The 15,547-nt window shown below is 74.3% G+C and carries 11 protein-coding genes; 7 read left to right on the forward strand and 4 right to left on the reverse strand.

Annotated features, from left to right (window positions below):
* Positions 1 to 44: 44 nt before the first annotated feature.
* The 3 genes from ACYVLJ_RS42390 to ACYVLJ_RS42400 form a co-directional block, all read right to left on the reverse strand.
* Positions 45 to 1,085 carry a ketoacyl-ACP synthase III family protein gene (locus ACYVLJ_RS42390; RefSeq protein WP_460442933.1) on the reverse strand — a complete coding sequence of 347 codons (1,041 nt, stop codon included), beginning with the start codon at positions 1,083 to 1,085 and terminating at the stop codon, positions 45 to 47.
* Positions 1,072 to 1,368, reverse strand: a complete 297-nt coding sequence (locus ACYVLJ_RS42395) for a hypothetical protein (RefSeq protein WP_451983671.1) — start codon at positions 1,366 to 1,368, stop codon at positions 1,072 to 1,074. The genes ACYVLJ_RS42390 and ACYVLJ_RS42395 overlap by 14 nt, the downstream gene beginning before the upstream one ends.
* Before the next feature lie 237 nt (positions 1,369 to 1,605).
* A complete protein-coding gene (locus ACYVLJ_RS42400; protein WP_460442934.1) occupies positions 1,606 to 2,808 on the reverse strand; it encodes a cytochrome P450 family protein in 1,203 nt (400 codons plus the stop codon).
* Positions 2,809 to 2,984: 176 nt separating this feature from the next.
* Here ACYVLJ_RS42400 and ACYVLJ_RS42405 point away from each other — a divergent pair, with 176 nt between their 5' ends.
* Positions 2,985 to 4,631 (forward strand): long-chain fatty acid--CoA ligase, encoded by a 1,647-nt coding sequence (locus tag ACYVLJ_RS42405; protein ID WP_460442935.1) that lies wholly within the window; start codon positions 2,985 to 2,987, stop codon positions 4,629 to 4,631.
* Positions 4,632 to 4,634: 3 nt separating this feature from the next.
* On the opposite strand, the gene ACYVLJ_RS42410 is transcribed toward ACYVLJ_RS42405, so the two are convergent.
* Positions 4,635 to 6,377: a helix-turn-helix domain-containing protein gene (locus ACYVLJ_RS42410; protein ID WP_460442936.1), complete on the reverse strand. Its 1,743-nt coding sequence runs from the start codon at positions 6,375 to 6,377 to the stop codon at positions 4,635 to 4,637.
* A gap of 147 nt (positions 6,378 to 6,524) precedes the next feature.
* Between ACYVLJ_RS42410 and ACYVLJ_RS42415 the strand changes: the two genes are divergently transcribed.
* From ACYVLJ_RS42415 to ACYVLJ_RS42440, 6 genes are all read left to right on the forward strand, one after another.
* Positions 6,525 to 7,913, forward strand: coding sequence for an MFS transporter (locus ACYVLJ_RS42415; protein ID WP_460442937.1), 1,389 nt, complete (start codon positions 6,525 to 6,527; stop codon positions 7,911 to 7,913).
* Positions 7,914 to 8,056: 143 nt separating this feature from the next.
* Positions 8,057 to 9,550, forward strand: a complete 1,494-nt coding sequence (locus ACYVLJ_RS42420; RefSeq protein ID WP_460443015.1) for a tannase/feruloyl esterase family alpha/beta hydrolase — start codon at positions 8,057 to 8,059, stop codon at positions 9,548 to 9,550.
* Between the two features lie 24 nt (positions 9,551 to 9,574).
* Positions 9,575 to 9,904 (forward strand): Sec-independent protein translocase family protein, encoded by a 330-nt coding sequence (locus ACYVLJ_RS42425; protein WP_451983681.1) that lies wholly within the window; start codon positions 9,575 to 9,577, stop codon positions 9,902 to 9,904.
* Between the two features lie 104 nt (positions 9,905 to 10,008).
* Positions 10,009 to 10,257: a hypothetical protein gene (locus ACYVLJ_RS42430; RefSeq protein WP_460442938.1), complete on the forward strand. Its 249-nt coding sequence runs from the start codon at positions 10,009 to 10,011 to the stop codon at positions 10,255 to 10,257.
* Positions 10,254 to 11,522, forward strand: coding sequence for an FtsW/RodA/SpoVE family cell cycle protein (locus ACYVLJ_RS42435; RefSeq protein ID WP_451983685.1), 1,269 nt, complete (start codon positions 10,254 to 10,256; stop codon positions 11,520 to 11,522). Before ACYVLJ_RS42430 ends, ACYVLJ_RS42435 begins: the two co-directional genes overlap by 4 nt.
* Before the next feature lie 207 nt (positions 11,523 to 11,729).
* Entirely contained in the window at positions 11,730 to 15,533 is a 3,804-nt protein-coding gene (locus ACYVLJ_RS42440) for a non-ribosomal peptide synthetase (RefSeq protein ID WP_460442939.1), read from the forward strand.
* The last annotated feature ends 14 nt before the right edge of the window (positions 15,534 to 15,547 follow it).

The following is a 15,547-nucleotide window of genomic DNA, read 5'->3' on the forward strand; positions in this document are numbered from 1 at the left end:
CCGGCCGCCGATGCCGCTCCGCCCGGAGCGGCATCGGCGGACCGTCAGAGCACGGCCGTGGTGCCGAGCTGCAGCACGACGGCCGTCCACGTCATGCCGACGCCGATGCCCAGCAGCAGCACGTGGTCACCCGGACCGGCTTCGCCCGTGCGGAGCAGGTGGTCCAGCGCCACGATCTGGTCGCTGGCGCCGAGGTGGCCCACCCGCAGGCCCAGCTCGGTCATCGTGCGGTCCTCGGGAATGCCGAGCGGGCGCAGGATCTGCGTCTCGACCAGACGGCGGCCGTAGTGCGGGGCGCAGATCTTCACGATGTCCGGCAGGTCGACCCCGGCGTCGGACAGCGCCGTCTTCACCACCGCCGTCACGCCGTCCGCGTTGCGGGTGTCGACGTGCGCCGGGCCGCCGTGGCGGGCGAGCCACTGGCGCTTGCGGCGGCGGATGTCCAGCGACCGGTGCGCCGTGACGCTGGCCGTGCGGAACGGTTCGTCGCCGCGTTGCAACCCCTCCAGCGAGGGATCGGTGTAGGAGGCGATCGCGCGGACGCGCGCCAGGCCCGGCCGCCGCGAGAGCACGACCGCGCTGCCCGCGTCGCCGTAGACGATGCCCGTGTCGGTGCTCCAGTGCGGGAACCCGGGCCCGCCGAACCGGTCGCCGGCGGTGATGAGCGCGGCCTCGTGGTCCGGGCGGCCGTGCAGCACGCTCGCCGCGACGTCCAGGCCCGCCACGACGCTGTTGCTCATCGCGCCGAGCTCCAGGGTGAGCCCGGGGCCGGCGCCGATGCTCAGCCGGTCGCGGACGTAGGACGCGGCGTGCCAGAAGTCGATGCCGGGGTGGTAGATCCCGGCGTGCAGGCACAGCGTAGGCCAGACCGGTTCGCCGGCCGCGGATTCGGCCCGGCGCAGGGCTTCCCGGCCCGCGCGCACCGCGAGCTCGGGGCCGTGCACCACGGCGACGGCGGTGGAGAGCTGACCGGTCCGCTCGGCCTCGGCGGCGGTGAACTCGCCGGCCGCGAGCGGGACCGCGGCCGGCGTCAGCGCGCCGACGTCGCTGCCGATCCCGGTCAGGTGCAGGTCATCGACGCGCATCCGCGGTCACCTCCGGGAGCACGGCTTCGATCTCCGAGAGGGTGTCGTCGAGGTGGAGCGGGGGAGCGGACACGCACCCGGCGGCGGCGAGCTCGGCGGCGACGGCTTCGGCGCTCCCGCCGGCGAACCGGTGGAACCCCGCGAAGCAGGCGGGTCCGCTGCCCGGGACGGCGATGGCCAGGTGCGCCCAGCCGGTTTCGCGGTCCCACCGCACGATCAGCCGGGTGGTCCCGGCAACGGGGTGGGTCTCGCGCAGCACCTGTGTCAACGTCGTGGCGGTCAAGCAACTTCCTTTCGGCACGGCGAACAGCGCGCACCACGGGGTGCGCGCCGGGCGGAGGGAGTGGGCGGGGACGCGTCGTCGGGTCCCCGGGAACGCCGGGAAACCTACCGCGATGATCATGCGCGCCCAGTCACACCCCGATACACAGAGTGATCACGCGGACTGCTACGGGACCGGATTTGCCGAAAACAGCTCGGTTTTCGGCGGTGGCGATCGTGAGGTTTCTTCGGGTGTTGCTCACTCTGGGTAGCGATCCCATGTGACGGGCAGGCTCGTGACGCCGCGCATCAAGCCGTCGCGCCGCCACTCGAGGTCGGCCGCGGGGATCGCGAGACGCAGGTCCGGCAGGCGGCGGACCAGCGTCGACAGCAGGACCCGCAGCTCCAGTCTCGCCAGGGGCGCGCCGATGCAGTGGTGCACGCCGAAGCCGAACGCGACGTGGTGGTTGACCACGCGGGTGAAATCCAGGTCCCCGGCCGACGCGAACACCGATTCGTCGCGGTTGGCCGAGTCCAGCTGGACCAGGACGGCCTCACCCGCCCGGATCGCCTGGCCGCCGACCTCGAGGTCCTCCGTGGCGATCCGCGCCAGGTCCGCGACCGTCGCCAGCGGCACGAACCGCAGCAGTTCCTCCACCGCCGCCGGCACCAGCTCGGGGCGGGCGACGAGCGCCGTCCACCGTTCGCGGTCGGACAGCAGCTCCACCAGGAAGCTGCCGGTCAGGTTCGCCGTGGTCTCGTGCCCGCCCGCCAGCAGGGCCACGCCGAGCATGAGCAGTTCGTTGTCCGACAGGCGATCCCCTTCGTCTCGCGCCGCGACGAGCGCGGTCAGGAGATCGTCGGCCGGCTCGGCCCGGCGTTGCGTGATCAAGGTGTTCAACGCGCCCGCGAGCCTTCCGCGTGCCTCGGTGACGTCGGCGGGGGTCACGCTTCCGCCGGAGGCGACCAGGGTTTCGGTGCATTCGCGCACCATCCGGCGTTCACCCGGCGGCACGCCGAGCAGTTCGCTGATCACCTGCACGGGCAGTTCCCACGCCACGGCCGAGGCGAAGTCCACGGGCGGCCTGACGCCGTCGAGGAGCGAGTCGACGATCTCCTGGACCCGCGGCCGCAGCCCCTCCACCCGGCGGACGGTGAACGCCTTCGCCACCAAGGCCCGGATCCGGTTGTGCTCCGGCGGGTCCATCGCCAGCAGGTTGCCGGCGGGTTCGAGGCCCGGCCGCCCGCGCGGCACGTCCGCCCCGGCCGCCGCGGCGCGCGAAAACCGCGGGTCCGACAGCACGAACCGCGTCTGCTCGTAGCGCGTCACCAGCCAGGCGTCGCCGCCGTACGGCATCGTGACGCGTACCGGCGCCCCGGACTTCCGGAACTCGGCGAACCGCGGGTGGGGGCGCAGCGCCACGGCGTCCGCGACGGGGTAGGGAACGGGCTGGACATCCATCGCCTCATCGTCCGGCAGGGGTGCGCGGCGGCGTACCGCCCAACGGTGGCCGGCCGCGGGCGGTGGAGGTAACCGCCGCCGGACCGGGGCGAGGAGTGGAAGTTTCCGCCCTCTTCCCGCGGCCCGGAGCGGACTTACGGTGACTCGCGCCCGCCCGCCGACCGAAAGGGGCGTCCATGCCCGAGCAGCCGCGAGCCGCGAGCGAACCCCCGACCGGGCTGATGCAGCCCCGGCCGCTCACCCTCGCCCACATCCTCGACCGCGCCGAGCGGCTGTTCGCGCACAAGGCCGTCGTGACCGCCGGTGGCGAACGGCTCACCTACGCCGACGTAGCCGGCCACGCCCGCCGCCTCGCCACCGCCCTGGACGCGCTCGAAGTCCCGGCCGGCGCGCGGGTCGCGACCTTCGCGAGCAACCACCGGCGGCACCTCGAGCTGTACCTCGCGGTGCCCGCCACCAAGCGGGTGCTGCACTCGGTCAACATCCGGCTCTCGGCCGAGCACCTCGAATACATCGTCGAGCACGCCGGGGACGACGTCGTGTTCGTCGACCGCGGGCTGCTGCCGCGGATCTGGCCGAGCGCGGGCCGGCTGCCGCGCGTGCGGCACTGGGTCGTGCTGCCCGACGGCACCGACACGCCGATCCCGGTGGACCCGCGCGTCACGGGCTACGACGAGCTGCTCGCCGCGGCCGAACCCTTCACCGGCTCGTTCGAGGACGCCTTCACGCTCGAGGACGAGCACCTGGCGTCCGGGCTCTGCTACACCTCCGGCACGACCGGAGCGCCGAAAGGCGTGCTGTACAGCCACCGTTCGACGGTCCTGCACTGCCTGGGCACCCTGGCGGCCGGGCTCATCGGCCTCCGCGAAAGCGACGTCGTGCTCCCGATCGTGCCGATGTTCCACGCCAACGCCTGGGGCCTGCCCTACGGCGCGATGATGGCGGGCGCGTCCCTGGTCCTGCCCGGCCCGTCCGCGGATCCGGCGCACCTGCTGGGACTGATGGAAGCCGAGCGGGTCACGGTCGCCGGGGCCGTCCCGACGGTCTGGACGAGCCTCGCCCCGCGGCTGCCGGACCACGACCTGAGCGCCACGCGGTTCCTCCTCGGCGGCGGGTCCGCCGTGCCGCCGGCGCTCTCGGAGACCTACCGGGCCGCGATCGGCGTCCCCATCACGCATTCCTGGGGGATGACGGAGGTCAGCCCGGTCGGCGCGATCGGCGGCACCCGCACCCAGCACCGGGACGCGTCCGCGGCCGAGCAGGTCGCCGTCCGGGCCGCCCAGGGGCAGCCGCTGCCGCTGGTGAACGTGCGGATCGCCGACGTCGAGACCGGCCGGGAGCTGCCGCGCGACGGCGAGGCCGTCGGCGAGCTGCAGGTGGCGGGGCCCTGGGTGGCCGGCGGCTACTACCGCGTGGACGCCGCGTCGAGCTTCACCGGCGACGGCTGGCTGCGCACCGGCGACCTCGCCACCCTCGGCCCCGACGGCTACCTGCGGCTCGTGGACCGGATCAAGGACCTGATCAAGTCCGGCGGCGAATGGATCTCGTCGGTCGAGCTGGAGGGGGCCATCGCCGCGCACCCGGACGTCGCCGAGGTCGCGGTGATCGGCCGCCCGGACCCGCGGTGGATGGAACGCCCGGTCGCCTACGTCGCCTTGCGCGAAGGCCGCGCCACCACGGCGGACGAGCTGCTGCGGCACCTCGAGCCGCTGGTCGCGAAGTGGTGGCTGCCCGACGAGTTCGTGTTCCTGCCCGTGCTTCCCAAGACCGGCACCGGGAAGCTGTCGAAGACGGCCCTGCGCGATTCGGCGCGCATCGCCTGACGCTCAGGACGGGGCCGCCGCCCGGAGCCGGTGCAGCCGGAGCCCGAGCTGCAGCTCCAGGTCGTTGTCGTGGCGCCAGTCGAGGCCGAGCACGGTGTCCGCCCGGTCCAGCCGCTTGAGCAGGGTGTTGACGTGCACGTGCAGTGCCCGGGCCGTCGCCGCGACGTTGGCGCGGTGCACGTAGTACGCGGTGAGGGTGCCGACGAGGTCGGTGCCCCGCCGCTCGTCGTACTCCAGCAGCGGGCCGATCGAGGCGGCCAGGAACCGGTCCAGCTCACCGGCCCGCTCGGGGTCGAAAACCAAGGCGTACAAGGCGTAGTGGCGGGTCGTGACGCCCCGGTCGGTGTGCCCGAGCGCCCGCAGCACGCCACCGCAGCGGCCCGCCAGGGTGAACGCCCGCGCCCAGTCGTGGCCGGCCGCGCGTTCGCCGACGACGAGCACCGGGCCGCCGACCCGGCGCCGGAGTCCACTGTGGACTTCTTCGGCGGTCCGGTCGTCGTCGGTGCTCGGCAGGATCAGCGTGGCCCGCCCGAGGTGCTCCCCGGCCAGGCCCGACCGGTCGCGGGCGACGTCGTGCAGGTGCCGCGCGAGGTCGGTCGGGGACACCGCGGCGGACTCCGCGACGAGCACCAGGTCCAGCCGGTCGGCGTCGATCCCGCGGGCCCGGGTGCGGGCGCGCTGCGCCGCGCTGATCCCCGGGCTGCCGACCATGAGCTCGGTCAGGAGCTCGCCGCTCAGCCGTTCGCTCGCCTCGGCCACCGCCTGCTCCTTGAGGATGAGCAGCCCGAGGATGTGCGTGGCGCGCTCGAGGGTCCGCACGTCCACGTCGTCGGGCGCGCCCTTCCGGCTCCACGCCAGGGCACCGAGGTAGCTGTCGCCGGCCTGGATCGCCGCGACGCTGCGCGCGACCCCGCCGGCGTCGACCGAAGTCGTGCAGCGGCCCGACCGGCGGGCTTCGCCGACGGCCTCGGCCAAGCCGTCCTCCGACGGCGCCGGGCACGGGTTCGACGCCGACGCGCAGCGGGCTCCGGCCGCGCCGGCCCGGTCGAGGAGGGTGACGCTGCCGCCGAGCTGGTCGGCGAGCAGCTGCGCGACCTCGCCGGGGGAGCCGCCGGCCAACACGACCCCGGTCAGCGCTTCGTGGATCCCTTGGGCCCGCTCGCTCTTCCGGTAGGCGACCTGAAGCTCTTGGAGGGCGGTGCGGCTCGCCTCGTAGAGCCGGGCGTTGTCGAGCGCGACCGCGGCGTGGTCGGCGAACGCGTTCAGCAGCGCGATTTCGGCCGCTTCGAACGACCGCTCGGCGCGGTCCGCGGCGAACAGCGCGCCGACCGCTTCGCCCCGGATCACCAGCGGCACCCCGAGGAGCGCGACGAGCCGTTCGGTGCCCACCAGCCGGTCGAAGTTCGCGTCGTGCCGGATGCGGTCGGACCGGGCGTAGTCGCGCACCCAGTGCGGGCTTCGCGACGCCAGCACCTTGCCGCCGAGCCCGACCGTGGCCGGGATGGCCGCGGCGAGGAACTCGGCGGAGATCGTGCCCTCGGAGGCGCGGGCCGACAGCCGGCCGTCCGCGCCGACCAGCGACAGGTAGGTGAAGTCCGTGCCGATCAGGTCGTGGGCGTGGTGCACGATGGACTGCAGGACCTCGTCGAGGCCGCCCAGCGCGGTGAGCGACTTGACGGTGGCGTACAACGACGCCAGCTCCCGCTGCCGGCGCACGAGCGGAGCCGGTTCCGCCTCTGGGGCCACGATGCCCTCCTTCCCGCGGCGGCCGGTGGGGGAAACCGCCACCGGCGGGCCGTGAGGAGTGGGTGGTCCACACCTCAGGCCGCAGCGTAACGGCGACTTAGCATGACCGCCATCACGTGCCTCGCTTCACCGACGAAGGCGGCCTCCATGGCAATCCCCGTAACCGAACCCGAAGGGCAGCCCGGCCGCGCCGACGCCGGCTCGCCCGCCACGCCCCGCCGGGCGTTCCGCAAGCTGCTGGCCGCGGGCCTCGTCGGCAGCTCCATCGAGTGGTACGACTTCTTCCTCTACGGCACCGCGGCCGCGCTGGTGTTCCCCAAGGTGTTCTTCCCGCATTCTTCGGCGCTGACGGGGACATTGCTCGCCTTCAGCACGTTCTGGGCGGGTTTCGTCGCCCGGCCGGTCGGCGGGGTGCTCGCCGGGCACCTCGGCGACCGGTACGGGCGCAAGCCGGTCGTCGTCGGCTGCCTGGCGATCATGGGCGCCGCGACGTTCCTGATCGGCTGCCTGCCCAGCGCGGCCGCGGTCGGCTCGCTCGCACCGACGCTCCTGGTGATCCTCCGCTTCGTGCAGGGGCTGGCCACCGGCGGTCAGTGGGGCGGGATCGTGTTGCTGCTGACCGAATCCGCCGGCCCGAAACGGCGTGGCTTCGCCGGGACCTTCGGCCAGACCAGCGTTCCCGTCGCCGTGATCCTGTCGAACCTGATCTTCGTGGCCACCAGCGGCCTGATGCCGGACAGCGCGTTCCTCACCTGGGGCTGGCGGATCCCGTTCCTGCTCAGCGTCGTGATGTTCTCGGTCGTCCTCTACATCCAGGCCAAGGTGGAGGACACGCCGGAGTTCCGCGAGCTGCAGGCGGGCGCGTCGAAGCCGGCGAACGAGGCGGTCCGCGCGCCGCTGGCGCGGGTCGTGCGCGGCCAGTGGCGCACGATCCTGCTCGGCTGCGGGCTCCTGTCCGCCACCAACAGCCTGTTCTACGTCAGCATTTCCGGCCTGCTGAGCTACGGCACCGGCACCCTGAAGCTCGAGCGCGACGGCCTGCTCGCGACCGTGCTGATCAGCTCCGTGGCGATGCTGGTGATCATCCCGTGGTCCGGCCACCTCTCGGACAGGCTCGGGCGCCGACCGCTGATCCTCGTCGGCGGGCTGGGCGTCGCCGCGTGGGGCTTCCCGTACTTCGGCCTCGTCGGCACGGCCTCGCTGCCGCTGATCTTCGTCGCCGTCACGGTCGGGTTCGTCTTCCAGTGCCTCACCTACGGCCCGATCGCGAGCTTCCTCGGCGAGCTGTTCGCCCCCGGCGTGCGCTACTCGGGCGCGTCGCTGGCCTACCAGCTCTCCGCGATCATCGTCAGCGGCGGCACGCCGTTCCTGATGACCGCGCTCATCGCGGGGACCGGGAGCACGCTGCCGGTCGCCGGGTACATCACGCTGATGGGGCTGATCACGTTCGCCAGCGCGTGGTTCCTGCCCGAGACGAACACCGCCGACGTCCGGTCCGACCCGCGTGCCGTCCCGGGCACGCACCTCTACCGCTGATCCCCGAGGAGGCCAGTGTGCGAAGGGGCATTGTGTGGGCGGCGACCCTGGTCCTGGCGGCGGGCGCGGCGGCCGCACCCGCGTCCGCCGCGACCGGCCCGGCCTGCGCCGGGCTGACCGGGACGGCGATCCCGGCGTCGGCGATGAGCCTGCCGACGACCGGCGGCCGCGTCACGGCGGCGACGGTCACGACCGGTACCGCGGGTACGTACTGCCAGGTCGACGCGGACCTGTTCCCGGTCGACCCGGCCGCGCCCGCCATCAAGATGCGCCTGGCGCTGCCGGTGGCGTGGAACCACAAGGCGCTGATGTTCGGTGGCGGCGGCTACAACGGCACCATCCCGGACCTGACGGCGAACGTGCCGTTCGGGCCCGCCGGCGCCCCGGCGCCGCTGGCCCGGGGGTACGCGACGTTCGCGAGCGACTCGGGGCACCAGCAGAACCCGGCGTCCCCGCCGTCCCTGGACGGCTCGTTCGGCGCGAACGACGAAGCCCTGGTCAACTTCGCCGCCGGGGACGCGCTCAAGAAGACGCGGGACGCGAGCCTGTTCCTCATCCGGCGCGCCTACGCGGCCGACCCCGGCGAGGTCTACTTCGCGGGCGGGTCGACGGGCGGGCGCGAGGCGCTGATCGTGGCGCAGCGCTGGCCGGCCGCGTTCGACGGGGTGATCTCGGCCTACCCCGCCTGGAACAACCTCGCCGAGGTGCTGGACCTCGGTTACCTGGCCCAGGTGCTGTCGCGCCCGGGCGCGTTCCCCGGTCCGGACAAGCAGACTCTCCTCTACACCAGCGTCGTCAACGCGTGTGACGGCTTGGACGGGGTCCGCGACAACGTCGTCTCCAACCCCGGTGGCTGCCGCTTCGACCCGCGCGTGCTGCGCTGCCCGGGCGGGGCGGACACCGGCCCGGCGTGCCTGTCGGACGCGCAGATCGGCGCGGTCGAAGCGATGTCGTCGCCGTTCCGGTGGCCGTACCGGGTCGCGAGCGGCGAAACGCGGTACCCGGGCTTCCCGTTCCTCTCGGGGGCGGACATGCGGACGCCGTTCCTCGGGTTCGGCACCACGGCCCCGGCCGACCCGATGCCGGTGACGAGCGGCTACGGGATGCAGTACTGGGACCAGTGGGTGAAGTACTTCCTGACCCGCGACCCCGGCTACCGCTCGCTCGACCTCGACCCCCGGCACCCGGGCAAGTGGCTCGACCGCATCAGCGCGCTGTCGTCGATCGAGGACCGCAACGACGCGGACCTGCGCCCGTTCGCCCGCGCGGGCGGCAAGCTGCTGCTGGTCCACGGCGCGGCGGACGAGCTGGTTTCGCCGTACTCGACGAGCGACTACTACACCCGGGTGCGTGCGGTGGCCGGCCCCCGCGCGACGCACGCGTTCATGCGCTACTACGTGGTCCCGGGCGCGAACCACGCGAACTTCGGAACCCCGGCGTTCGCCGCGGGCTGGGACTCGCTCACGGTGCTGGAGCGGTGGGTCGAAAGTGGACGGTCGCCGGGGCCGCAGGTCGTGACCGACGTCAGTCACGGCCGGACGCGTCCGCTGTGCGAGTACCCGGGCTGGCCCCGGTACCGCTCGGGCGACCCGGACCGGGCGTCGAGCTTCACGTGCACCTCACTCAGCGTTCCCTAAGCGAAGGCGGGGTAGGTTCACCGCGTGTTCGGTCTGAGCCTGGAGCATGCGGTGATCCTGCTCGTCGCGGCGCTGTTCATCCTCGGCCCGGAACGGCTTCCGGGCGCGGTGAGCCAGGTCGCGCGGGCGGCGCGGCGCGCCCGTGAGTTCGCCGCCGGTGCCCAGCGGCAGCTGGAGGCCGAGCTGGGCCCGGAGTTCGAGCAGCTGCGCAAGCCGCTGCAGGACCTCCGGGCCCTGCGTGACTTCGACCCCCGTGCGGCGTTGCGGAGCCACCTGCTGGACGACCGGCCGGCGTCGCCGGCTCCCCGGCTGTCCCCCGGTGAGCGGCCGCCGGTCGACGTCGACGCCACCTGAGCCGGCTCCGGTCCGATGAGGACAGTCCCTTGTGGTGTGACCGGCGTGCGGGGTGGTGGCGCGTTCTCAGCGTCTTGCCAGCCGCCGGGAGCTAGCGTCGCCTCGTGTCGCTCCCCGAAGCCGGCCGGCCGATCGCGGTCCTGTCCGGCGACCCGTTGGACCTGAACTCGTTCCGGCCCTGCGCCGTGCTGCCGCCCGAACGCCTGACGCGGTTCTTCGCGGGTGTGACCTACCGGGCTCCCGGCCGCTGCCACGTCGTCGTCGAGGTGCGCTCGGGCTGGGCCGATCCGTGCGGTGAAGCCGACACGTTCGCCGGGGTCGTCCTCGATGCCCAAGGGAGCCGGACGCCGTGACCACACGTACCCGGGAACGGGTGTCCCGCGTCGCCGCGGTGCGGGAGGGGCTCGTCGGCTGGCTGGCGCGGCCGCTCGCGTCGTTCCACCTCGTGCTGGCGCTCACCGGGATCCTCACCCTGGTCGGGGTGGTGATGGTGCTGAGCGCGTCGTCGGTCTCCTCCTACGACCCGCGCACGGGCGGTGGGCAGTACGGGCTGTTCGCCAAGCACGTCACCTACGTCGCCGCGGGCGCGCTCGTGTTCTGGCTCGCGCTGCGGGCGCCGGTCCGGCGGATCCGGGCGCTCGGGAGCCCGGCGATGGTCGGGTCCCTGGTCATGCTGGTGCTCGTGCTCACCCCGGCCGGGTCCAGCGGCGGCGGTGCGCAACGCTGGTTCGTGATCGCCGGGCAGTCGGTGCAGCCGATCGAGTTCGCCAAGCTGTCGCTCGCCCTGTGGGGTGCGCACGTCCTGGTCGCGAAGGAGCACCTGCTGCACCGGTGGCGGCACCTGCTGGTCCCGGTCGTGCCGGTGGCACTGCTGATGTTCGCGCTGGTGATGGCCCAGCCCAACCTCAGCGGCACGATCACCCTGGGCATCGTCGTGCTCGGGCTGCTGTGGTTCGCGGGCATCCCCGCCCGGCTGTTCGCGGCGCTGCTGCTGGGGGCGGGCGGCGGGTTCACCGTGCTGGCCCTGACCGCGGGCTACCGGCTCGCGCGGGTCCTGTCGTTCTTTTCCGCCACGCCCGACACGACGGCCGAGTCGTACCAGACGAACCAGGCGTTGTACGCGCTCGCCGACGGCGGGATATTCGGCCGGGGCCTGGGCCAGGGCAGTGCGAACTGGGGTTATCTTCCCGGCGTCGAAAACGACTTCATCTTCGCCTTCCTCGGTGAAGAACTCGGATTCGTCGGTTGTGCCGGGGTGATCGCGCTCTACGCGGGCGTGGCGGTGGTCGGGACGCGGATCGCCCGCCGCAACCTCGACCCGTGGATCCGGGTGGTCGCCGGCACGCTCACGCTGCTGGTGGTCGCCCAGGCCGCGATCAACATCGGCTACGTCGTCGGCCTGCTGCCGGTCACCGGCGTGACGCTGCCGCTGATCTCCTACGGCGGTTCGTCGCTGCTGGTCACGATGGCCGTCTTCGGCCTGCTGGCCAACTTCGCCCGCAACGAGCCGCAAGCCGTGGCCGCCCTGCGCGGCCTCGGCCCGGGCCGGTTCGGGTCGCTCCTGCACCTGCCGGCGCCCGCACCCTATCTGCCGCGACGGTTGCGCCGATTTCGCTGAACCACCCGAAAAGGTGAACAGTGTGCGATTTCTGTGAAACGCGGCAGGCAATTTCAAGAATGGGTAAACCAAGATTGGTCCCGTGATTCCCGGTTCGCCCGTTGTGTACTGAGAGAACGCTGAGATCGTGGTGGGAATCACCTGCGCAGTGCGGTGCGCGCTGCCATTCTGGGCCTCGATTCCTTTCGCGCATTCCAGGAGCAGTTCATGACGCCTTCGGTGGCGGCCGGGTTCCGGCCGGTCACGTCTTCGCGGTTCTCCGGCGGCCCGGCCGCGCCGCCGCGCACGCTGCTCGACGTGTTCGCCTCGACGGTGGCGGCGCACCCGGACGCGCCCGCGCTCGACGACGGCACCGGGGTGCTGGACTACCGCGCGCTCGCGGACCGGGCGGAGAGACTCGCGCGGAAACTGCGCGCCCACGGGGTGGGTCCGGGCGACCGGGTCGGGCTGTCGGTGCCGTCCGGGACCGCCGACCTGTACGCGGGGGTGCTCGGCGTCCTGGCCGCGGGCGCGGCCTACGTCCCGGTCGACGTCGACGAGCCGCCCGAGCGCGCCGCGGTGGTGTTCGCCGAGGCGGGCGTGTGCGCGGTCGTCGTCGGCGGTCTCGCCGTGCACGCCTGCGCGCCCGCGCGGGGCGAATCGGAGCCACCCGCGCCCGGCGACGACGCCTGGATCATCTTCACCTCCGGCTCCACCGGGACGCCGAAGGGCGTGGCCGTGACGCACCGCGCGGCGGCGGCGTTCGTCGACGCCGAGGCCGGGCTGTTCTTCCGGGAGCGGCCGCTCGGCCCGGGGGACCGGGTGCTGGCGGGCCTGTCGGTGGGCTTCGACGCGTCGTGCGAAGAGATGTGGCTGGCCTGGCGCCACGGCGCGTGCCTGGTGCCGGCGCCGCGGGCGGTCGTGCGGTCCGGTCCCGACCTCGGGCCGTGGCTCGCCGGGCGCGGCATCACGGCCGTGTCGACGGTGCCGAGCCTGGCCGCGCTGTGGGAACCGCGTGCGCTGGGCGGGGTCCGGCTGCTGATCTTCGGCGGCGAGGCCTGCCCGGCGGAGCTGGCCGAGCGGTTCGACGAGGGCGGCCGCGAGGTCTGGAACACCTACGGCCCGACCGAGGCGACGGTCGTCAGCACGGCGACGCGGCTTCGCGCGGGCGAGCCGGTCCGGATCGGGCTTCCGCTGGCCGGCTGGGACGTCGCCGTCGTGGGCCGGGACGGCGAGCCGGTCGCGCCGGGGGAGACCGGCGAACTGGTGATCGCCGGGGCCGGGCTGGCCCGCTACCTGGACCCGGTCAAGGACGCGAAGGCGTACGCGCCCCTGCCCGCGCTCGGCTGGGACCGCGCCTACCGCAGCGGCGACCTGGTCCGCGCGGAGCCGGACGGGCTCGTCTTCGCCGGCCGCGCCGACGGTCAGGTCAAGATCGGCGGCCGCCGCATCGAGCTCGGCGAGGTCGAAGCCGCCCTGCTGGACCTGCCCGGGGTCGCCGCCGCGGCCGCCACCGTGCACCACGGCACCGTCCTCGCCGGCTACCTGCGGCTCGACCGGCCGGAGCGGCCGTTCGACGTGGCCGCCGCCCGCACCCGCGTGGCCCGGCGCCTGCCGCACGGCTTGGTCCCGGTGCTGGCCGTGCTCCCCGAGCTGCCGCTGACCCCGGCCGGGAAGATCGACCGGCGGGCCCTGCCCTGGCCGTTGCCCGCGGCGGGCCCGGACGGCCCGGCTGACCCGGACGACGACGTCGCCTGGATCGCGGGCCACTGGCGTGACCTGCTCGGCGTCCACCCCGGGCCCGCGTCGGACTTCTTCGCACTCGGCGGCACCAGCCTCGCCGCCGCCCGGCTGGTCTCCGCGCTGCGTGCCCGGTACCCGCACGCCGCGATCGGTGACGTCTACCGGAATCCGACCCTGGCCGCGCTCACCGCGGCGCTGTCCCGTGTGGACGGTGCCACGCCGGCGCCGCTCCCGCCGGTGCGCCCGCTGTCGCGGAGCGCCGCGTTCGCGCGGACGGCCGTGTTCGCCTCGGCCGCCTGGGTCACCGGGGCCCGCTGGCTGCTGGCCGTGCTGGTGTCCACCGCCGTGTTCGACGTGCTCTTCGGCGGTCCGGCGGTGACCCCGGCGCACTGGCTGCTGCTGGCGGCCGGGTTCGTGCTGCTGGTCTCGACGCCGGGCCGGGTCGGGCTCGCCGTCGCCGGAGCGCGGCTCCTCACCGCCGGGCTGCGCCCGGGGGAGTACCCCAAGGGCGGGTGGACGCACCTGCGGCTGTGGGCCGCGGAACGGGTGGCCGCGCTCGCCGGGGTCGGCGGACTGCCCGGGACGGCGTGGAACGCCGGGTACGCCCGGCTGCTGGGCAACCGGGTCGGGGCCGGCACCGACCTGCACGCGTCGCCGCCGGTCACCGGCCTCGGCACGTTCGGCGCGGGCTGCGCGGTCGAGCCCGGCGCCGACCTGGCCGGCTGGCACGTCGAGGGGGCGGTGGTCCGGATCGGCCGGATCGAGGTGGGCCCCGGCGCGACCGTCGGCGCGCGGGCCACGGTGCTGCCCGGCGCCGTTGTCGGAGCCGGGGCCGTCGTCGAACCCGGCACGTGCGTGTCGGGCAGCGTTCCCGGCGCGCCGTCGCGGCCGGCCCCCGCGCCGCGGTCACGGTGGTGGGCCGCGGCCTACACCGCGACGCCGGTGATCACCGGCCTGGTCCTGCTCGCCGCGGTGCTGCCGGCCGCGGTCGTGTCCGCCTGGCTCGGCACGACCGGCGCGAGCTCGACGAGGTGGTGGCTGGTGCCGGTGCTCGGCCCGGCGACCCTGGTGCTCGTCGCGGCGTCGACGGCCGGGATGACCCGGTTCGCGGGCCGCTGGGTGCGCGAAGGCGTCCACCCGGTGCACAGCCGCGCCGCGTGGGCCGCCTGGCTGACCGAGCAGCTCGCTTCGTCGGCGCGGCAGAACCTGTTCCCGCTGTACGCGAGCCTGGCCACGCCCGGCTGGCTGCGGCTGCTGGGCGCGAAGATCGGCCGGGGCACCGAAGCGTCCACTGTGGCCGGTGTGCCCCGGCTGATGGCGGTCGGTTCCGGGAGCTTCCTCGCCGACGACAGCCTGGTCGCGCCCTACCGGCTGCGGGCGGGACACCTCCGGTGCGCGGTCGCGACCGTGGGGGACCGGGCCTTCGTCGGCAACTCGGCCGAGGTCGCACCCGGGCACGTCGTGCCGTCGGGCTCGTTGATCGGTGTGCTGTCCCAGGCGCCGCGCGAGGCCGGTGAAGGCACGTCCTGGCTCGGCCGCCCGGCGCTGCGCATCCCCCGGCAGCCGGTGTCTGCGGACCCCGCGCGGACCAGCGCACCGGCCGGCCGGCTGGTCCGGGCGCGCGCGGCCGTCGAACTAGGCCGCCTCGTCCCGGTCTCGCTCGGCGGCTGCCTCGCCTACGCCGTTTTCGTGGCGCTGGCGCGGATCGACGCCCGGGCGGGGCTGGGCTGGACGGTCGCGTGGTCCGGGCCGGTCCTGCTCGCGGCCGGGCTGGTCGCCGCGGTCCTGGCGGTCGCGGCGAAGTGGCTGCTGCAGGGCCGGGTGAAGCCCGGCAGGCACCCGCTGTGGAGCGGGTTCGTGTGGCGCAACGAGCTGGTGGCCGTGTTCCACGAAGAGCTCGCGATGCGGTGGCTCGGCGGCGGGGCCGTCGGCACCCCGGTGCACACGGCGTTGCTGCGCGCGTACGGCGCGAAGGTCGGCCGCGGTGTGGTGTGCGAGACGAAGTGGCTGCCGGAGCCGGACCTGGTCACGCTCGGGGACGGCGCCGTCGTCGACCGCGGCTGCGTCGTGCAGACCCACCTCTTCCAGGACCGGGTCCTGCAGCTGGGCCCGGTCACGCTCGGCGCGGGCGCGACGCTCGGCCCGCACGCGATCACGCTGTTCGACACCACTCTGGGGCCCGGCTGCGCGCTGGGCGCCGGTTCCCTGGTGATGCGCGGAGAACACATCCCGGACGGGCGCCGCTTCCACGGCAACCCGGCCGAACCCGAACCGGCCCGCCGCCGTTGATTCCGGCCGGCGGG

Source organism: Amycolatopsis stemonae (assembly GCF_054781455.1).